Here is an 18,108-nt window from a genome sequence, read left to right as displayed (position 1 = left end):
CGGGCATAATGGACCGGGGCGGTGCGGCTCATTGCGGAGGCGGCGACAAGTAGCGCGAGGGAAACGACATCACCGATTGGACTGGACCGACGTTCTCCGTCGTGGTGAAGCATCCGCGACATGGCTGTCCTTCTGTAGGATCGCCGACATTCGATTCTCGTGGTGACCAGCTTGACTTCTTCCGCTTCCGCAGCCGCCGAGCCGCCGCTCAGATGGGCTCCCCTTGTCGGCGTTACCGCCGCGCTGGCAATGTTCGGCGCAGCCCAGGGGCTGAGCTACCCGCTGTTTTCGCTCCTGATGCAGAAGCAGGGCATGTCGCCGGCGATGATCGGCCTGTCGGCGGCGATGATGCCGCTGGGCCTGATCGCGTCGGCAGCCTTCGTGCCGGCGGCCGTGCGTTTTGTCGGGGCGCGAAACCTGGCGTCGGCTGCTCGTTCGCCGCTGCAATCTGCTTCCTGCTAATCGGCTATTTCCAGGACAGGTTCGCCTGGTTCGTGCTGCGCTTCATGATCGGGGTGGTCATCAACCCGCTCTACGTCCTCGGCGAGGTGTGGGCACTGTCAATGGCGCCACCGTCGCGGCGCGGGCGGGTCATGGGTGTGTTCAACACGCTGATGGGGGTAGGTTATGCCAGCGGTCCGCTGGTGCTGACCTTCGTCGGCACGGCAGGCTGGACGCCTTTCGTCATAGCGATCGTCGGCTTCCTCGCCTGTGCCGCCGTCCTGCGCATCTTGTCGGACCTGTCGGGCTTCGAGGATGACGGCCAGTCCAAGGGTGGCGTGCTGGGCTTTGCAGCGCTTGCGCCGGCGCTGCTGTTTGCGGTGCTGGTGTCAGCCGCCAACCAGCAGAGCACCTATTCGTTGCTACCGGTCTTCGGTGCCGCTCACGGCCTGCCGGAAGCCATGCTTGCCGCTATGCTGACGGCGCTGTCGATGGGCAACATCCTGCTGCAGATACCGCTCGGCCTGATGGCGGAGCGGGTGGGTGGACGCACCATGATCCTGTTTTGCGCAGCGGCAACAGCAATCTGCGCCGTGCTTCTGCAGTTGCTGATTGGCACGCCGTTGATCTGGGTCGTGCTGGTGGTGATGGGCGCGGTCGGCTACGGCGTCTACACCATGGCGCTAGTCGAACTCGGCAATCGTTTCAACGGCAGTCTGCTCGTCGCCGGCAACGCGGCATTCGCGCTGATGTGGGGCTTTGGCGGCATGGTCGGCCCGCCGAGTTCGGGCATGGTTATGCAGACCTTCGGCCCGATCGGGCTGCCGGCGGTGCTTGCGAGCCTCAACATCCTGCTGCTCGCCTTTGCCTTCTATCGCGCGGCGGCACGGCGGCGGACTGCTGGCTGACCCTGGAGAACAGGCTGCGCGATGGCCCAAAGTGGCCCTCGCGCAGCAGTTGGTTCAATCGGCCTTGGCCACGTGCCATACGCCGCCCTTGCCTTCGCCGACCATGTCGCCGGCTTTCTTGTCCTGGATGAATGTGTAGAGCGGCTTGCCCTCATACGCCCACATCCTGGCGCCGTCGTCGCGGGTAACGACCGTCCACTCGCCTTCATCCTTGGCGTCGGCTGCCGCCATCAGCGGCGGCCAGTTGACGGCGCAGTCGCCATTGCAGGCCGACTTGCCGGCGCTGTCCTTGTCGTAGGTGTAGAGCGTCATGCCGTTGGCGTCGGTGTAGATCTTGCCGCCCGCGCCTTCCATGACTTTGGCTGGTTCTGCCGCAAACGAAATGGCTGAGCTTGCGAGCAAGATGGCAAAGGCCGACAAAAGCGTCTTCATGGGGTCCTCCTGGGTTGGGCCGAACTGCCGGCCACACACATGACCAACGTGTGAGGCGGGCAATCTATTCCCTGGCCGACTGCTGGGCCGGATCCCGGGCGCTTGTGGATTTGCAAAACGCCGGGTTAGAGTGTGTCCATGTGCGCCTTTCACGCTCATAGCTTCTCAAGGGACGTCGCGTCGAAGCCGTCGCCGCGGACGCGGCACACCGAGCTTCTGCGGCTGTGCGCACGCATTGGCTACTCGCCACCTGCCTGACCTCGAATCCGCCCCCGGCGCCTGCCGGATTGATTCAAGAGAAAGGCACAAGCCAATGACTTATCAGAACTATTCGCTGAAGCAGCTTCAGCAGATCGATGCCGCGCATCACCTCCATCCGTTCACCGACCACAAGGAGCTGCGCGAGGCGGGCTCGCGCATGATCACGCGCGCCGAGGGTCCCTACATCTACGATTCGGAAGGGACGGAACTGCTCGACGGCATGGCCGGCCTGTGGTGCGTCAATGTCGGCTATGGCCGCGACGAGCTGGCCGAGGCGGCCTACGCCCAGATGAAGGAAATGCCCTACTACAACTCCTTCTTCAAATGCTCGACGCCGACGCCGGTGCTGCTGTCCAAGAAGCTGGCGGAACTCGCACCCAAGAATATCAATCAGGTGTTCTACGGCTCGTCTGGTTCGGAATCGAACGACACCGCGTTGCGGCTCGTCCGGCATTACTGGGCGCTCGAAGGCAAGCCTGAGAAGAACCGCATCATCTCGCGCAAGATGGCCTATCACGGCTCGACTGTCGCCGGCACATCGCTCGGCGGCATGGACGGCATGCATCACCAGCTCGGCGGGGCGGTGCCCAACATCGTCCATGTGATGATGCCTTATGCCTATGAACTCGCGCTGCCGGGCGAAAGTGACCATGATTTTGGCCTGCGGGCGGCCAAGGCGGTCGAGGACGCGATCCTCGAAGCCGGTGCCGACAATGTCGCCGCCTTCATCGGCGAGCCGATCATGGGGGCGGGCGGGGTCAAGATCCCGCCGGCGAGTTACTGGCCGGAGATCCAGCGCATCTGCCGCACATACGACGTGCTTTTGATGCTCGATGAGGTCATCACCGGCTATGGTCGTACCGGCGAGTGGTTTGCCGCGCAGACTTTCGGTATCGAGGCCGATACGATCACCACCGCCAAGGCGCTGACCTCGGGCTACCAGCCGCTTTCGGCGCTGCTCGTCGGCGACCGCATCGCCGCTACGCTGGTCGACAAGGGCGGCGAGTTCTACCACGGCTACACCTATTCCGGTCACCCGGTGGCCTGCGCGGTGGCGCTCAAGAACCTCGAGATCATCGAACGCGAAGGGTTGGTCGAGCGGGTGAAGACCGACACCGGCCCGTATTTCGCGCAGATGCTCAAGGAGCGCATCGCCGGCCATGGTCTGGTCGGTGAAGTCCGCTCGGTCGGACTGATGGGCGCTATCGAGATCGTCAAGGACAAGGCGACCAAGGAGCGTTTCTCGCCCGGTGGCAGTGCCGCCGTCGTCGTGCGCGACCACGCCATCGCCAACGGCATGATGATGCGCGCCACCGGCGACTCGATGATCCTGTCGCCGCCGCTGATCTGGACGCGTACCACCGTCGACATGGCCGGCGATCGCATCCTTGGGGCGCTCGACCTTGCCGAGCGCGACCTGAGGAAGTCCTGAACATCGAACAGCCGGGCAGGCGAGAGCCTGCCCGGCATTCTTCGACGAGTGGTGCAAAGGGACGATTGCCATCGCTGGCGGGCGAGAAGATCGGCATCGCCTACGACGACGGTGACAAGGAAACGACCAAGCGGTAGGCCCCGGTCTGTTCGCATGGCGCCGAAAGACCGAGCCCGCTTCGGCTTGTCCATGACAGCCGGCGGGCCTATTGTGCCTTGCACAATGATCCGGCTGCCGCGAATGGCAGCCTTGGCCGGCCTGAGCAGGCCCTGCCGGAGCAAGCCCCATGAAAAGCCGCCGCATGACGCGCGCATCGCGCCAGTCCACCGCCATTGCCGGCAACCTGATGCTCGCGCCTATGGTCATGGCCATGCGTTTGCCGATCATGGCGACGGAAGCCAGCAAAGGCGTCATGCTGGGCGGCGAGAACTTGAGCGCCTTCACCGAAAAGACCGCCGCGATTGCCGAAGGCGCCGTCGCAGCACAGATGGCCTTCTTTCAGTCGGCGATGCAGTTCTGGCCTGAAGTGATGTCGGGACGTACGCCTTCGATACTGAACGGCGTGGCTGCGCAGAAATCGGCGGCCGCGGCAATGCGGCCGGCCAGCAAGCGCGTGAAGGCCAATTTTCGCCGGCTGGCGAGCAAGTCGGGCGGGTAGCGGGGACATAACGCAAAAACCGCGTCCCGGACGGGAACGCGGCTTTGCCACTAATACGCATGGCCCTTCGCGACGCTTGACCAGCGAAGGTTTACAGCTCCGGTACGCGAGACCTGATCCGGAGCCAGAGGCGGCTGCGAAGCCCGCCCTTGAAAACCGTTTTAGCCGGACATCGTTACCGCGTGGTTAGCGAGACCTTAAGCAAACCTAAATTTTGATCTTTTTTGGCCGGTCAGGCCTGTTCGCCGCGCAGAAACCGGATGATGCCGGAGAAATCGGCGCCGCCATTGCCGAGCGCCGAGTAGAGCGCATAGAGCTGGGTTGCCTCCGCACCGAGAGGGGTGACAGCACCTGCCTGCTGGGCCGCTTCCTGCGACAGCTTGAGGTCCTTGAGCATCAGGGCCGCGGCAAAGCCGGGCTGGTAGTCACGGTTGGCCGGCGAGTTCGGCACCGGGCCGGGGACCGGGCAATAGGAAGTCAGCGACCAGCACTGGCCGGACGATGTCGAGGCGACATCGAACAGCGCCTGGTGCGACAGGCCGAGCTTTTCAGCCAGCACGAAGGCTTCCGCCACGCCGATCATCGAGATGCCGAGGATCATGTTGTTGCAGATCTTGGCCGCCTGGCCAGCGCCGGCGTCGCCACAATGAACGATGCGTCCTGCCATCGGCTGCAATACCGGCTCGGCGGCATCGAAGGCGGCTTTCGCGCCGCCGGCCATGAAGGTCAGCGTTCCGGCCGCGGCTCCGCCGGTTCCACCCGATACCGGCGCGTCGACCGAATGCAGGCCATTCTTGGCAGCAATCGCGTGCGCCTTGCGGGCCGAATCGACGTCGATGGTCGAGGAATCAATGAGCAGCGCGCCTTTCTTCATCCTTGGTGCGATGTCTTCATAGACCGACAGCACATGCTTGCCGGCGGGCAGCATGGTGATGACCACATCGGCATCCTTGGCGGCGGCCGCGGCGTTGGCCATGACGGTGACGCCATTGTTACGCGCCGTCTCGAGATGCTCGGGCATCAAATCGAAGCCAAGGACCGCGTGGCCGGCCTTGACGAGATTGGCGGCCATGGGGTTGCCCATGTTGCCCAGTCCGATGAAGGCGATGGTGGTCATTGGGGTGGTTCCTCCGGTGGGATAGGGCAGTAAGGGAGTAGGAGAATAGGGCAATGAGGAGTGAAAGGTTGAGCTATTGCCTCATTGCCTTACTCCCCTACTGCCCCCGACTTTTTACTTTCCAATCAAATGCCTGGCGATGATGACGCGCATGATCTCGTTGGTGCCTTCGAGGATCTGGTGTACGCGCAGGTCGCGCACCAATTTCTCGATGCCGTAGTCGTGCAGATAGCCGTAGCCGCCGAGCAGCTGAAGCGCGTCGTTGGCGATGTCGAAGCCGGTGTCGGTGACGAAACGCTTGGCCATGGCCGACCATTTCGAGGCGTCATGCGCCTTGCGGTCGAGCTTCGAGGCCGCCGCATAGAGGAACAGGCGCGCCGCCTGGAGCTCGGTTTCCATGTCGGCGAGGCGGAACTGCAGCGCCTGAAAGCGGTCGATTGTCTGGCCGAAGGCCTTGCGCTCGGCGGTGTAGGCCAGCGCCTTGTCGAGCGCCGACTGCGCGCCGCCGACCGAGCAGGCGGCAATGTTGAGCCTGCCGCCGTCGAGGCCGGCCATGGCGATGCCGAAGCCGGAACCCTCATCGGAAAGCAGGTTTTCGGCCGGCACCTTGCAATCGTCGAAGATGACCTGGCGGGTCGACTGCATGTGCCAGCCCATCTTGTGTTCGTTGGCACCGAAGGAGAGGCCGGGCGCATCCTTGGGGATGACCAGGGTCGAGATGCCCTTGGGGCCGTCGACGCCGGTGCGCACCATGGCGACATAGACGTCGCTGTCGCCGGCGCCGGAGATGAACTGCTTGGTGCCGTTGACGACGAAGTCGCTGCCGTTGCCGCCGCTGCGCACCGCCTTCGTCTTGAGCGCGGCTGCGTCCGAGCCCGAGCCCGGCTCGGTCAAACAATAGCTGGCCAGCCATTCCATCGACGTCAGCTTCGGCAGCAGGCGCTGTCGCTGCTCCTCGTTGCCGAAGCGGTCGATCATCGACGCGGCCATGTTGTGGATCGAGATAAACGACGAAAAGCCGGGGCAGGCCTGCGCCAGCTGCTCGAACACCAGCACCGCGTCGAGGCGGCCGAGGGCCGAGCCGCCGACATCTTCCTTGACGTAGAGGCCGCCGAAGCCGAGTTGGCCGGTCTGGCGGATCACATCTTCGGGGAAGTGCTTGGCCTTGTCCCATTCGAGCGCAAAGGGCGCGACCTTTTCGGCCGCGAAACTGCCGGCCATTTCGCGAATGGCCAGTTGATCCTCGTTGAGCTCGTATTGACCGGCAGTCGCTTCATTTGCGGCGTCCATGTCGGCCTCCCTGACGTTTTTGGCTATGCGCGCGGTTCAATCTAGACCAATGATGCCGCCGTGCAACCCGACGTTCGACACAGAGCGGCTGTGCGCAATTTAGTGGGCGAGACGCGACGTGACGACAAATTTTGACGAGCTGCTGGCGGCGTTGCGGGCCTATCTGGAGAGCTGCGGGGCGGATCCCGTGGTGGCGGGCTTTCTTGCCGACATCGACTGGACGATGCCTGCCAGGGCACTGGAGTCCAAGGCGATCGCGAGTTCGAGTCTTCTCGACCGCACCATTTCCCTGACCTCCGACGCCACGCGGCCGCTGGCCGTGGCACTCGCCGAACGGGGCGGGGAACTGCGCTGGGGCCAGACTTACACGGCGGCCGATTTCGGCCAGCACTTCATCGACAATTATGGCTGGGTCGAGCTGTTCGGGACGCGCGGCCATTTCGTCAACGAGACGGTGGCAGCCGGCTTTCTGGTGCTCGGCCCAGGAATTGAATATCCCGACCATCACCATCTCGCCGAGGAACTCTACATTCCCCTGACGGGCGGCACCGAATGGCGGAGGGGCGACGAGGCCTTCCGCTTGCGCGCTGCTGGCGAGCTGGTTCACCACGCGTCCAACGTCAGTCACGCGATGCGCACCGGCGACGGGCCGCTGCTGGCGCTCTATCTCTGGCGCGGCGGGCCGCTGGCGGCGAAGTCGACCGTGACCGGCGCAATCGAGCAGGCGAAGGGCTGAACCATGGCCAAGGCGATCATGCTCCAGGGCACGGGTTCCGATGTCGGCAAGACCGTCCTGGTGGCCGGACTGTGCCGTGCGGCGCGCAATCGCGGCCTCAGCGTCAGGCCGTTCAAGCCACAGAACATGTCCAACAATGCCGCCGTCGCCGACATTCCGGGTGAGGCCGACGGTGGCGAGATCGGCCGCGCGCAGTGGCTGCAGGCAATCGCCTGCGGGGTCAAGCCGTCGATCCACATGAACCCGGTTCTGCTCAAGCCGCAGAGCGACATCGGCAGCCAGGTGGTGGTGCAGGGCAAGGTCTTCGGTCATGCCAAGGCGCGCGACTACCAGGACCTGAAACCCAAGTTGATGGGCGCGGTGCTCGATTCCTGGCAGAAGCTGGGCGAGGGCGCCGACCTGATCGTCGTCGAAGGCGCGGGCTCGCCGGCCGAGATCAACCTGCGCCCGCGCGACATCGCCAACATGGGGTTCGCCACACGCGCCGACGTACCGGTGATCCTCGTCGGTGACATCGACCGCGGCGGGGTCATTGCCTCGGTAGCGGGAACCCATCTCATCTTGCCGGAGGACGACCGGCGCATGATCGCCGGCTACCTGATCAACAAGTTCCGCGGCGACGCCAGCCTGTTCGACGACGGCATCAGGGCGATCGAGCGTTTCACCGGCTGGCGCTGCTTCGGCGTGGTGCCGTGGCTGAAGGCGGCGGCACTCCTGCCGTCGGAGGATTCGGTCATCCTCGAACGCCTGGCTGGCGGCGAGAAACGCGCGCTGAAAGTTGCGGTGCCGATGCTCGGGCGCATCGCCAATTTCGACGACCTTGATCCGTTGCGCGCCGAACCGCAGGTCGAGGTGGTGTTCGTGCCGCCCGGCCAGCCGCTTCCCGACGATGCTGGACTTGTGGTCATTCCCGGCTCGAAATCGACAATCGGCGACCTCATTCATTTCCGCGACAACGGCTGGGACCGCGATCTCGAGGCGCATCGCCGACGCGGCGGCCATGTCGTCGGCGTCTGCGGCGGCTACCAGATGCTCGGCCGAATGGTGCACGATCCGCTCGGCATCGAGGGTAGCGTGCGGCAAGCCGAAGGGCTTGGCCTGCTCGACGTCGAGACGGTGATGGCCCCGGAAAAGACCGTGCGCAATGTCGAGGCGCGCTCGGTGCGGTATGGCGAGCCACTGTCCGGCTACGAAATCCATCTCGGGCGGACGATCGGGCCGGATTGCACCCGGCCGGCAACCGTCATCAACGGCGTCGAGGACGGCGCGACATCGGCCGATGGCAAGGTGTTCGGAACCTACATGCACGGCCTGTTCGGCGCCGATGGCTTTCGCGGGCGGTTCCTCGAAAGCCTGGGCATCAAGGGCGGCGGCATCGACTACCGGGCCGAGGTCGAGCGCGCCCTCGACGAAATCGCCGAGCATCTGGAACGGCATCTCGATTGCGACGCGATCTTCGCCGCCGCGCGCTGAGGTTCAGGCCGGATCGTCGGCTTTCGGCCAGTAGGTGCCGAGGCACCAGACATTGCCCTCGGGGTCGCGGCAGATGAACTCGCGGCTGCCGTAGTCGCGGTCGGTAAGCTCCTGGATTATCGCCGCGCCGGCAGCCTTGGCGCGGGCATAGGTGGCATCGGCGTCGTCGACAGCAATGTATGAGGACTTGCCGCCATTGCTGCCCGGCCGGCCCACGACCTTGCCATAGGCGTCGTCGCGCGCCGTGCCGACCATGATCATCGACGACCCGAGCGCCAGTTCGGCGTGATGGACAATGCCGCCATCCTCATAGCGGGCGTGCACGGTGAAGCCGAAGGCCTCGCCGAGCCAGTCGATCATGGCGGCTGCGTTTTGGTAGTGGAAACTCGGATAGATGCGCGGTGCTTCGATGCCTGGCGTGGTCATGACCATCTCCCTGATGCGAATGTCGAGCGAGTTTCGCAGCCGAGCCCGGCGCCGTATTGAAGAAATGTTACCTGCGGATCAGCTTGGAGAGCGCAAGGCGGGCGGGGTTCCGGACATCTCACGGAACTCGCGGACCAGATGCGCCTGGTCGGCATAGCCGCATTCGGCAGCGAGATCGGCCCAGTCGGTCGGGCCAAGGCGGCGCGACAGGCTGTCAGCGCGGGTGAACCTGACTATGCGTGCGACTGCCTTGGGGCCGAGACCGACTTGTTCGGCAAAGCGATGGGCCAGGTGCTTGCGGCTCCAGCCGATGTCGCGGGCAAGCGCCGAAATGCGGGCGCGGCCGCCGCTGACCACGATCGCCTGGAACGCGCCATGGACCTCAGCCGAGGTGGGCGTAGCTGCCGCCAAGCGCCGGATGACAAAGCTCTCCGCCAGGTCGAGACGGCGGTGCCAGTCACTTTCCGCGCCAAGCCGCTCGCGCAGCGCGCGCCCGGCGTGGCCCAGTACATCGTCGAGTTCGACCATGCGGCTTGCTAGCTCGTGCATCGGCATTGCGAAGAAGCGCCGGGCACCGAGTGGCGTGAAATTGACCTGAATGCAGCTGGAGCGGCCGTAAGAGTCGATCACCACCGGCCCAGGATGCAGGCCGGCAGCAAAGCTGGCGAAGCGGTCGTTGTCGCCGGGGGCGCGGCTGAGGCCGATGGCGAAGGCTTCGCCGAAGCTTATGACCAGTGGGACGGTGAGCGAGGCTGCCTCGGTCTGCCTGCTGTGCCCGGCAACAAGTTCACGATAGCCGATGAATTCGGTGACGAGGCCGATAAGTTGCGGCGATGGCCGGCGGCGCACGATCTCCATCGGCGCCGGCGTGGCGCATTCAACTGCAATCTTCGACGCCTGGCCGCTGGCCATGTCACCGGCTCCGCTGAGGGCGGAAAGCTATCAGCGCCGTGCCCGACGGTCAAAAGCCGACCATCGCCCTCAGTGGGTTCGTCGGATCCATCAGAAGCTTGATCGCCAGCGCAACGCAGGTGCAGACCAGCAACGGCTTGATCAGCTTGGCGCCCTTGCGCATGGCCATATGCGCGCCGAGCCTCGCGCCGAGGAACTGGCAAATGCCCATCATCAGGCCGATCTTCCAGTAGATCGCGCCAACCAGGGCGAAGGCGACGAAGCCGCCAAGGTTGGAGGCGAAGTTGAGCAGCTTGGTATGGGCGGTGGCCTTGAGCACGCCGTATCCGGCAAGCGACACGAAGGCGAGCATGAAGAACGAGCCGGCTCCGGGGCCAAACAGGCCATCATAGAAGCCAACGACGGGAACAACCGTCATGCCGAACAGGAACGGCGAGATGCGCTCGGTGCGGTCGACGTCGTCCATATTCGGCTTGAGGGCGAAGTAGAGCGCGATAGCTACGAGCAGGAACGGCAGGAAAATACGCAGGACGTCACCCGGCAGAACCGTCGCCAGAAATGCGCCGAGTACGGCGCCGGCAAAGGCCAGCGCCGTCCAGGGCAATTGCTTGCGCAAATCGACATGGCCCTTTGCGGCGTAGCTGATCGTCGCCGACGCCGAACCGAACAGGGACTGCAGCTTGTTGGTGCCAAGGGCTTGCACGGGCGAAAGCCCGGCGAGAAGCAGGGCCGGGACCGTAATCAGCCCGCCGCCGCCGGCGATGGAATCGATGAACCCGGCAAGGAAGGCGGCAACGGCCAGCAAGGCGACGGTTTCAGTGGCAAGATCGAACATTGGGGAGAATTGGCCTGGGGAGATGGAACGTGAGCGTTCGATCACGGCAGGCAAGATAGCGCAATAGCGGCCGACGCGGGGGCCATCGGGTCAAGTGCCTTTCGCAAAAGTTTGTTCCATATCGGATACAGGCGGTATGGCTGGCGCATGATTTGGATGCGCAAGTGTCGTATAGAACGAGCGAGTGCATGGCCTGGCCGAAGCCGATTCTGGCTTTCGAAGGTGTGGCAGAGGAAAGGAAAAGCATGGCGAGCGGTTTACTGGCCCAGATTCGTTCGATCTTCGAAGGCGACGCCGGTGTGCGCAAGGTTGCCGACGACCCGGTGCTGTCGGCCGAATTGCTGTTGTTGTTTCGCATGATCCTCGCCGACGGCGAGGCCAGCGAAAATGAAATGGCCACGTTCCGCCGCATCTGCCGTGACGCCTTCGGTATCGCCGAGGAAAGCATCGATCCCGTCATCGAGTATCTCAACGAGTTCGGCTACGAGACCAATGGCTCGCAGGCCATCGCCGTGTTCCAGGAACTCGATGTCGAGCGCCGCAAGCTGCTTGCGCGTCACATGGCCGAGATCGCCAAGGCAGACGCCAAACTTGCCGAAAACGAGGTCAAACTGTTGCGCCGCAGCCTCGACCTGCTCGGCATCAGTCCGGTCGACGTGGTCAAGCCGGCTTCGTAGAGACGCATTTTCAACGTTTGGCGGACGGATCCGTGCCGCCACGCGTCGTCCCGCGCTGGCCGCCTTTGGTGAAGTCAGTCGAGCCAGCGGCGGCTCACCCCTGTTCCTGCAGGCGGCGGGCGATCGCCCGGTGCAGGTCGGGCGCTGCCGAAACCAGCGCCTTGGCCGCCTCCGTCTGCGGATGATCGAGCACATCCGATGTCTTGCCGCGCTCGACGATCCGGCCCTCGTGCATCACCAGGACATCGTCGGTGATGGCGCGGGCTACCGTCAGGTCGTGGGTGATGAACAGATAGGCTATGCCAAGCTTCTGATTCAACTCGGCAAACAGGTCGAGCACCTGGGCGCGGATCGAGACGTCGAGCGCCGACACAGGCTCGTCGGCGACGACGAGCTTTGGTCGGGTGATGATGGCGCGGGCAATCGACAGGCGCTGGCGCTGGCCGCCGGAAAACTCGTGCGGATATTTTTCCATGTCGGCGCGACTGAGGCCGACCTCATGCAGGGCGCGTCCCACCATGTCGCGCCGTTCCTTGCGGTCGATCTTGCGATCGAGCAGGAAAAGCGGTTCCGCGACCAGTCTTTCGACGGTGTGGCGCGGGTCGAACGAGCCGTAGGGATCCTGGAACACCACCTGCATGTTGCGCCGCGCCCGCCGCATCTCGGCCTCGGCGGCGTGGGTCAGGTCCTGATCGCGAAAGCGGATGGTTCCGGCTGTTGCCTTGTCGAGCGCCAGGATCATCCGGGCGAGGGTGGACTTGCCGCAGCCTGAGCGGCCGACAAGCGCCACGGATGCGCCGGGCTTCATCGTCAGCGAGACATTATCCACCGCCCGGACGGACTCGGGACGGGAGAACAGTGATCCGCGCCGACCGGGATAGTCCCGCGTCAGCCCGGAAACTTCCAGCAGATTTGCCGCGTCGGGCTCGACAGTGGGCCGGACGCGCGCCGGCACATGCGTCGACGCCAGCGCCAGCTGGCGCGTGTAGGGATGGACCGCCTCCGAAAGCGTACGGGCTGTGTCGCCGCTCTCCATCACCGCGCCTTGACGCATGATCGTCACCCTGTCCGCGATCTCGGTAACGACCGCAAGGTCGTGCGAGATGAACAGCAGGCTCATCCTGTTTTCCCTGACCAGCTCCTTGAGAAGATCGAGAATCTGCGCCTGCAGCACCACGTCGAGCGCTGTTGTCGGCTCGTCGGCGATCAGCAGCTTGGGCTTCAGCGCGCAGGCGATGGCGATGGCGACGCGCTGGCGCTGGCCGCCCGACAGTTCATGCGGATAGCGCGAAAGCGGAAACTTCTGCTCGGGCAGGCCGACGCGGTCGAGGATCTGGCGCGTGCGCTCCTCGGCTTCGGCGCGGCTCGCCCTGGTGTGCCACCTGATGCCTTCGGATACCTGTGCGCCGATCGACTTGACCGGGTTCAATGCGGTCATCGGCTCCTGGAAGACCATGCCGATGTCGTCGCCGCGCAAGGCGCACATCTGCTGCTCCGAGGCGCCGAGGATGTCGATCCCGTCGAAGGTGATGCGGCCGCTGGTCCGTGCCGAAAGAGGCGCAAGCTGCATGATGGCGAGGGCGGTCATCGACTTGCCTGAGCCGGATTCGCCGACCAGCCCCATCACTTCGCCGGCTTCGATGCTGAGGTCGATATCTCTCAGCACCGGCAGACGGCCGATCTTCAGGCTCAGCTTGTCGATCTTCAGCAAGCTCATGCCCGGCGCCTCGTGCGCGGATCGAAGATGTCGGCGATGCCGTCGCCGAGCAGGTTGAGACCGAGCACGGCCAACAGGATGGCGCATCCCGGAAACAGCGCGAGCCATGGCGCGACCATCATCAGCGTCTGCGCGTCGAACAGCATGCGTCCCCAACTCGCCATCGGCGGCTGCGTGCCGAGACCAACATAGGACAGGCCCGCTTCGGCGAGGATGCCGAGCGCGAACTGGATCGTGCCCTGGACAAGCAACAGGTTGGCGATGTTGGGCAGGACGTGCTCGAGTGTGATGCGCGAGGGACCCTTGCCGGCGGCGCGGGCTGCCAGGATGTATTCGCGCGGCCAGATCGACAGCGCGCCGGCGCGGGCGACACGGGCGAAGACCGGAACGTTGAAAATGCCGATGGCGATGATGGCGTTGATCGCGCTCGGGCCGAAGACGGCGGTGATCATCACCGCCGACAGCAGCGCCGGAAAGGCGAAGACCAGGTCGTTGAAACGCATCAGCATTTCGTCGATCCAGCCGCCGCGCGCCGCTGCCCAGCAGCCCAGCGGCACGCCTACGCCCATGCCGATGCCGACGGCGACGAAGGCCACTGCAATCGAGTTGCGCGCGCCGATCATGATCATCGACAGCACGTCGCGGCCGAAATGGTCGGTGCCGAACCAGTGTTTCCAAGACGGCGGCTGCATGCGGTCGGCGACGATCAGCCTGGTGACGTCGTAGGGCGTCCAGAAGAATGAGACGAGCGCCATCGCCGCGATCAGCAGCGTAATCGCAAGCCCGATGACGAAGGAGCGGTTGGCGAGCGCCCGGCCAATTAGCTCGGCGAGCGTTTCCGGCTTTTGTGGCATGGCATCGCTCATTGCCGTGTCCTCAGCCGCGGATCGACCAGCGCGTAGGACAGGTCGACGAGCAGGTTGACGACAATGACGGTGGCGACCAGCAGCATGACCACGCTCTCGACGACGATCAGGTCGCGCTGGGTGATCGCCTGGAAGATCAGCCGACCAAGGCCGGGCAGGTAGAAGACGTTCTCGATGATGATGGTGCCGGCGAGAAGGAAGGCGAACTGCAGGCCCATGATGGTGAGCACCGGGATCATGGCGTTGCGCAAGGCGTGGCGCCACAGCACCGCGCGCTGCGGCATGCCCTTGGCGCGGGCGGTGCGGATGTAGTCCTCGCCGAGAACCTCGATCAGGGCGGCGCGTGTGACGCGGGAGAGAATGGCGGCCTGCGGCAAGGCCAGCGCGAAGGCAGGCAGGATCAGCGCCTTGAGGGCGGGCCAGACGCCGTTGCCCCAGCCGGGAAACCCGCCCGCCGGAACCAGCCTGAGCCAGACCGCGAAAACATAGACCAGCAGGAGCGCGAACCAGAAGTTGGGCATCGCAACGCCGACCTGGGCCACTGCCATGGCCGCGGTGTCGGCGGCCTTGCCGCGGCGGGCGGCGGCAAACAGGCCGACGGGAATGGCGATCAGCGTCGACAGCGCGAGCGCGATCAGCGCCAAGGGCAGCGACACAACCAGCCTTTCGCGGATCAGGTCGATGACCGGCACCGAATAGGTATAGGACTTGCCGAAATCGAGCGACAGCAGGCCGCGCGCCCAATCGAGGTAGCGCACGATCAAGGGCTGGTTGAGGCCCATCTGGTCGCGCAGCAACTCGACCTGGGCGTCGCTGGCGCTCATGCCGAGCATCAGCCGCGCCGGATCGCCGGGAACGACCTCCAGCATCAGGAATACCACGAGCGAGGCCACGACGAGGGTCGCAGCACCGATCAGCAAGCGTTTGAGCAGGTATGCGGTCATCGGACCAAATTGCCCGAGAAAGCACCGCTCCGAAAGCTCGTGGTGGTTGCGGAGCGGTGTCTGTTCACAGGGTTCTTGCTAGTCGGTCCACTTCACCTTGGTCAGGTCGTTGGCCTGGATCGGCGAATTTTCCCACAGACCCTCGACCTTGGCGTCCCAGATGCCGACCTTGGGCAATTCGAACAGGAACCCATTGACGGCGTCGTCGGCGAGAATCTTCTGCGCTTGCTTGTAGAGCTCGGTGCGCTTTGCCTCGTCGGAGGTCAGGTTGAGCTCATCGATGACTTTGTTGAAGGCCGGGTTGTCGTAGTTGAAGTAGTAGTCCTTGCGGGCGTAGATATCGATGTCGTTGGGCTCGGTGTGCGAGACGATCGACAGGTCGTAGTCCTTGTCCTTGAACACCTGTTTCAGCCATTCCGCCCACTCGACCGGGATGATCTGCAGATCGATGCCGATCTCGCGCATCTGCGATGCGATGATCTCGCCGCCCTGGCGGGCATAGCCGACGGGCGGCAGTTTCAGCGTCGCCTTGAAGCCGTCGGGGTGGCCTGCCTCCCTGAGCAGTTCCTTGGCCTTGGCGACGTCGTAGGGATAGGTGCCCGTCAGGTCGACATAGGCGGGATTATGTGGTGCAAAGTGCGAGCCGATGGGCGTCCCGAGCCCGCCTGTCGCGCCATCGATGAGCGCCTTGCGGTCAATGGCGTGGGCAATGGCCTGGCGCACCTTCAGGTTGTCGAACGGCGGTTTCTTGTTGTTGGTCGACAGCACGGTCTCGCCTTCGGTGGTGCCGATGACCACCTTGAAGCGCGGGTCGGCCCGGACCTGGGCAAGCGCATCGCCAAGCGCGAAATTCGGCAGCGCCTGCACGTCGCCGGACAACAGGGCAGGGATCGCTGCCGCGGCGTCGGGAATGATGCGGAACTCGGCCTTGTCCAGGCCGATCGGGTCGCCCCAGTAGCCGTCCGCCTTGACCAGCGTGATCGCCGAACCCTTGGCCCAGTTCTGGAACTTGAACGGCCCGGTGCCGATGGGCTTTTCCTTGTTGGTTTCGGCGGATTCGGGCGCGACGATCACCGCGTCGCCCCAGCCGAGATTGTAGAGGAACGAGCCGAGCGGGTTCTTCAGGGTCACCTTGACGGTGGTCGGGTCGACGACCTCGACCGTGTCGATGGGAGCGAACAGCCCCTTCTGCGCATTGACCGAGTTTTCGCCACGCGCACGGTCGAGCGAGAACTTGACGTCGTCCGCGTTGAAGTCGCTGCCGTCGTGGAACTTCACGCCCGAGCGCAGCTTGAAGGTATAAGTCTTGCCGTCGTCGGAAATCGTCCAGCTTTCGGCGAGATCCGGCAGCACCTCGCCGCGCGAGCCGATGCGCGTCAGGCCTTCGAAGACATTGGCATAGAGCACCTCGTCGATGGCTGCGGCAGCGCCGGCGGTCGGATCGAGATGAGGCGGCTCAAGCGGCATGCCAAGCACGAGATCAGTGCGAGCGGCAAACGCTGCGGTGCTGGACGCCAGCGCAATCGCCGCGGCCGTGAGAATGGTCTTCCACTGCTTCATGCTGGTCTCCCCGCTTTGACTTCGATGGCCGGATAGAAGCGCGAATTCCCGGCCGAGTAAATCAAGTTTGTTGCAATTGCAGCGACGCTGCTGAAATGAAATTCTTGTACCTAACGTATCGGTTTCTTGCTGCTCAGCCGTTCAACTTGCCGCGCAGCAATATATCGAGGCCGACGGCCATGACCTTCGCCGACTGGACCATGTCCTCGATGCCTACCCATTCGTCCGGCCGGTGAGCGAGGTCGAGAATACCCGGGCCATAGGCGATGCAATCGTACAAATGGCCGATACGGGCGACGTGTTTCTGGTCATAGGTGCCGGGTGAGATGACGTATTCCGGCTCCTTGTCGAAGATTTCGCGAATGCCGCTCGCAATGGCGGACGCCACCGGTGCATCGCGCTCCGTCATCAGCGGCTGCACCTCCATGATGTCGCGGATCTCGTAGTCGAACTTCTTTCGCTCTCGCTTCAGCCGGTCGAGGATGCTCGTGACTTCGCCTTTGACGTCGTCGATCTTCTCTTCCAGCAGGAAGCGGCGGTCGATGGTCAGGCGGCAGGAATCGGGAACGTTGGGCGAGGGCAGGCCGGGGCGAAAGTCGTCGGTCTGGCCGCCGTGGATCGAGTTGATGTTCATCGTCGAGCGGCGTGCGCCTTCGGGGACCACCGGCATGCGCGTCTGCTTGCGGTCGAGGGCCGGGAACAACTCGCGCTCGAATGCTTCGAGCACGGCGCCCATGTGGCGCACCGCGCAATCGCCGAGAAAGGGCATCGAGCCATGCGCGATCTCGCCCCTGGTCTCGATTTCCGCCCACCAGACACCGCGATGGCCGAGGCAGATGCGATCCTTGTTGAGCGGTTCGGGAATGATGACGTGGTCGACCCTGGGCTTCGAGAAATAGCCCTTGCCGGCGAGAAAGGCGACGCCGCCGAAACCGCCCGATTCCTCGTCGACGGTGCCTGAAATCTCGATGGCGCCGGGGAAATCCGGGTTGACGTCCATGAACGCTTCCGCTGCGATGACGGAGGCAGCGAGACCGCCCTTCATGTCGCACGCGCCACGACCGTAGACGCGGCCGTCACGGATGACGCCGGCAAACGGATCGACCGTCCAGCCGTCGCCGGCCTCGACGACATCGATGTGCGAGTTGAAGTGAACGGTCGGGCCGCGCGAGCGGCCGTCGAAGCGTGCAATCACGTTGACGCGCGGATAGCGGTCGGTGTCGCCGGGAGTTCCTTCGGCGCGGACATACTCGATGCCGAAGCCGCGCTTGGCCAAGCGGTTGCCGAGGAATTCCGCGCAAGGGCGATAGGCGTCGCCGGGAGGATTGATGGTTGGAAAGCGGATCAGCTCTGCCGTCAGTTCCGCCAGTTCTTCACGGCGCTCGTCTATGGTCTTGAAAAGATTGTCATACATGCGGCTGAC

18 protein-coding genes are annotated in these 18,108 nt (G+C 64.3%); 7 read left to right on the top strand and 11 right to left on the bottom strand.

The genetic code is table 11. The features are described 5' to 3' along the window. Positions 1-171 precede the first annotated feature (171 nt). Together PCJ21_RS22075 and PCJ21_RS01790 are read left to right on the top strand one after the other, a co-directional pair. Positions 172-462 carry a hypothetical protein gene (locus PCJ21_RS22075; RefSeq protein WP_333474378.1) on the top strand — a complete coding sequence of 97 codons (291 nt, stop codon included), beginning with the start codon at positions 172-174 and terminating at the stop codon, positions 460-462. Beyond that, positions 447-1,349 (top strand): MFS transporter, encoded by a 903-nt coding sequence (locus PCJ21_RS01790; RefSeq protein WP_333474377.1) that lies wholly within the window; start codon positions 447-449, stop codon positions 1,347-1,349. The genes PCJ21_RS22075 and PCJ21_RS01790 overlap by 16 nt, the downstream gene beginning before the upstream one ends. A 54-nt stretch (positions 1,350-1,403) precedes the next feature. On the opposite strand, the gene PCJ21_RS01785 is transcribed toward PCJ21_RS01790, so the two are convergent. After that, a complete protein-coding gene (locus PCJ21_RS01785) occupies positions 1,404-1,781 on the bottom strand; it encodes a COG4315 family predicted lipoprotein (RefSeq protein WP_269929660.1) in 378 nt (125 codons plus the stop codon). Between the two features lie 313 nt (positions 1,782-2,094). Here PCJ21_RS01785 and PCJ21_RS01780 point away from each other — a divergent pair, with 313 nt between their 5' ends. Together PCJ21_RS01780 and PCJ21_RS01775 are read left to right on the top strand one after the other, a co-directional pair. Further along, positions 2,095-3,474 (top strand): aspartate aminotransferase family protein, encoded by a 1,380-nt coding sequence (locus PCJ21_RS01780; RefSeq protein WP_269929659.1) that lies wholly within the window; start codon positions 2,095-2,097, stop codon positions 3,472-3,474. A 286-nt stretch (positions 3,475-3,760) separates the two neighbouring features. Continuing rightward, on the top strand, positions 3,761-4,132 hold the full coding sequence (locus tag PCJ21_RS01775; protein WP_269929658.1) for a hypothetical protein: 372 nt from the start codon (positions 3,761-3,763) through the stop codon (positions 4,130-4,132). A 232-nt stretch (positions 4,133-4,364) separates the two neighbouring features. Here PCJ21_RS01775 and mmsB read toward each other — a convergent pair whose 3' ends face one another. Further along, positions 4,365-5,249, bottom strand: a complete 885-nt coding sequence (gene mmsB, locus PCJ21_RS01770) for a 3-hydroxyisobutyrate dehydrogenase (protein ID WP_269929657.1) — start codon at positions 5,247-5,249, stop codon at positions 4,365-4,367. A gap of 114 nt (positions 5,250-5,363) precedes the next feature. Continuing rightward, on the bottom strand, positions 5,364-6,539 hold the full coding sequence (locus PCJ21_RS01765) for an isobutyryl-CoA dehydrogenase (RefSeq protein ID WP_269929656.1): 1,176 nt from the start codon (positions 6,537-6,539) through the stop codon (positions 5,364-5,366). 118 nt (positions 6,540-6,657) lie between these two features. On the opposite strand from PCJ21_RS01765, the gene PCJ21_RS01760 reads away from it, so the two are divergent. Continuing rightward, positions 6,658-7,275 (top strand): dimethylsulfonioproprionate lyase family protein, encoded by a 618-nt coding sequence (locus PCJ21_RS01760; protein ID WP_269929655.1) that lies wholly within the window; start codon positions 6,658-6,660, stop codon positions 7,273-7,275. Between the two features lie 3 nt (positions 7,276-7,278). Beyond that, positions 7,279-8,748 carry a cobyric acid synthase gene (locus tag PCJ21_RS01755; protein WP_269929654.1) on the top strand — a complete coding sequence of 490 codons (1,470 nt, stop codon included), beginning with the start codon at positions 7,279-7,281 and terminating at the stop codon, positions 8,746-8,748. A gap of 3 nt (positions 8,749-8,751) precedes the next feature. Here PCJ21_RS01755 and PCJ21_RS01750 read toward each other — a convergent pair whose 3' ends face one another. The 3 genes from PCJ21_RS01750 to PCJ21_RS01740 form a co-directional block, all read right to left on the bottom strand. Next, positions 8,752-9,174, bottom strand: coding sequence for a VOC family protein (locus tag PCJ21_RS01750; protein WP_442865939.1), 423 nt, complete (start codon positions 9,172-9,174; stop codon positions 8,752-8,754). 78 nt (positions 9,175-9,252) lie between these two features. Continuing rightward, complete coding sequence (locus PCJ21_RS01745) at positions 9,253-10,086, bottom strand: helix-turn-helix domain-containing protein (RefSeq protein WP_269929652.1); 834 nt, start codon at positions 10,084-10,086, stop codon at positions 9,253-9,255. A 49-nt stretch (positions 10,087-10,135) separates the two neighbouring features. Further along, a complete protein-coding gene (locus PCJ21_RS01740; protein ID WP_269929651.1) occupies positions 10,136-10,921 on the bottom strand; it encodes a TSUP family transporter in 786 nt (261 codons plus the stop codon). A gap of 245 nt (positions 10,922-11,166) precedes the next feature. Here PCJ21_RS01740 and PCJ21_RS01735 point away from each other — a divergent pair, with 245 nt between their 5' ends. Then, positions 11,167-11,598 carry a tellurite resistance TerB family protein gene (locus tag PCJ21_RS01735; RefSeq protein WP_269929650.1) on the top strand — a complete coding sequence of 144 codons (432 nt, stop codon included), beginning with the start codon at positions 11,167-11,169 and terminating at the stop codon, positions 11,596-11,598. A 94-nt stretch (positions 11,599-11,692) separates the two neighbouring features. On the opposite strand, the gene PCJ21_RS01730 is transcribed toward PCJ21_RS01735, so the two are convergent. The 5 genes from PCJ21_RS01730 to PCJ21_RS01710 form a co-directional block, all read right to left on the bottom strand. After that, positions 11,693-13,315, bottom strand: a complete 1,623-nt coding sequence (locus PCJ21_RS01730) for an ABC transporter ATP-binding protein (protein WP_269929649.1) — start codon at positions 13,313-13,315, stop codon at positions 11,693-11,695. Further along, the gene (locus PCJ21_RS01725) at positions 13,312-14,181 is read right to left on the bottom strand and encodes an ABC transporter permease (protein ID WP_269929648.1); all 870 of its coding nucleotides are present in this window, start codon (positions 14,179-14,181) and stop codon (positions 13,312-13,314) included. Before PCJ21_RS01725 ends, PCJ21_RS01730 begins: the two co-directional genes overlap by 4 nt. Then, a complete protein-coding gene (locus PCJ21_RS01720) occupies positions 14,178-15,125 on the bottom strand; it encodes an ABC transporter permease (protein WP_269929647.1) in 948 nt (315 codons plus the stop codon). The genes PCJ21_RS01725 and PCJ21_RS01720 overlap by 4 nt, the downstream gene beginning before the upstream one ends. Positions 15,126-15,203: 78 nt before the next feature. After that, entirely contained in the window at positions 15,204-16,685 is a 1,482-nt protein-coding gene (locus PCJ21_RS01715; RefSeq protein WP_269929646.1) for an ABC transporter substrate-binding protein, read from the bottom strand. 133 nt (positions 16,686-16,818) lie between these two features. Further along, a complete protein-coding gene (locus PCJ21_RS01710) occupies positions 16,819-18,099 on the bottom strand; it encodes an acetylornithine deacetylase/succinyl-diaminopimelate desuccinylase family protein (RefSeq protein ID WP_269929645.1) in 1,281 nt (426 codons plus the stop codon). Positions 18,100-18,108 lie beyond the last annotated feature (9 nt).

It is taken from the genome of Aminobacter sp. HY435 (assembly GCF_027568395.1).
In the GTDB taxonomy this organism is placed as follows: Bacteria; Pseudomonadota; Alphaproteobacteria; order Rhizobiales; family Rhizobiaceae; genus Aminobacter.
This window is presented reverse-complemented; position numbering and strand designations above follow the sequence as displayed.

What these genes read in the sequence shown, in the direction of transcription:
- PCJ21_RS01785 (WP_269929660.1), bottom strand. Translation starts at nt 1,781, where the DNA reads ATGAAGACGCTTTTGTCGGCCTTTGCCATCTTGCTCGCAAGCTCAGCC.
- PCJ21_RS01725 (WP_269929648.1), bottom strand. Translation starts at nt 14,181, where the DNA reads ATGAGCGATGCCATGCCACAAAAGCCGGAAACGCTCGCCGAGCTAATT.
- PCJ21_RS01720 (WP_269929647.1), bottom strand. Translation starts at nt 15,125, where the DNA reads ATGACCGCATACCTGCTCAAACGCTTGCTGATCGGTGCTGCGACCCTC.
- PCJ21_RS01740 (WP_269929651.1), bottom strand. Translation starts at nt 10,921, where the DNA reads ATGTTCGATCTTGCCACTGAAACCGTCGCCTTGCTGGCCGTTGCCGCC.
- PCJ21_RS01745 (WP_269929652.1), bottom strand. Translation starts at nt 10,086, where the DNA reads ATGGCCAGCGGCCAGGCGTCGAAGATTGCAGTTGAATGCGCCACGCCG.
- PCJ21_RS01710 (WP_269929645.1), bottom strand. Translation starts at nt 18,099, where the DNA reads ATGTATGACAATCTTTTCAAGACCATAGACGAGCGCCGTGAAGAACTG.
- PCJ21_RS01775 (WP_269929658.1), top strand. Translation starts at nt 3,761, where the DNA reads ATGAAAAGCCGCCGCATGACGCGCGCATCGCGCCAGTCCACCGCCATT.
- PCJ21_RS01730 (WP_269929649.1), bottom strand. Translation starts at nt 13,315, where the DNA reads ATGAGCTTGCTGAAGATCGACAAGCTGAGCCTGAAGATCGGCCGTCTG.
- PCJ21_RS01715 (WP_269929646.1), bottom strand. Translation starts at nt 16,685, where the DNA reads ATGAAGCAGTGGAAGACCATTCTCACGGCCGCGGCGATTGCGCTGGCG.
- mmsB (WP_269929657.1), bottom strand. Translation starts at nt 5,249, where the DNA reads ATGACCACCATCGCCTTCATCGGACTGGGCAACATGGGCAACCCCATG.
- PCJ21_RS01735 (WP_269929650.1), top strand. Translation starts at nt 11,167, where the DNA reads ATGGCGAGCGGTTTACTGGCCCAGATTCGTTCGATCTTCGAAGGCGAC.
- PCJ21_RS01765 (WP_269929656.1), bottom strand. Translation starts at nt 6,539, where the DNA reads ATGGACGCCGCAAATGAAGCGACTGCCGGTCAATACGAGCTCAACGAG.
- PCJ21_RS01780 (WP_269929659.1), top strand. Translation starts at nt 2,095, where the DNA reads ATGACTTATCAGAACTATTCGCTGAAGCAGCTTCAGCAGATCGATGCC.
- PCJ21_RS01755 (WP_269929654.1), top strand. Translation starts at nt 7,279, where the DNA reads ATGGCCAAGGCGATCATGCTCCAGGGCACGGGTTCCGATGTCGGCAAG.
- PCJ21_RS01750 (WP_442865939.1), bottom strand. Translation starts at nt 9,174, where the DNA reads ATGACCACGCCAGGCATCGAAGCACCGCGCATCTATCCGAGTTTCCAC.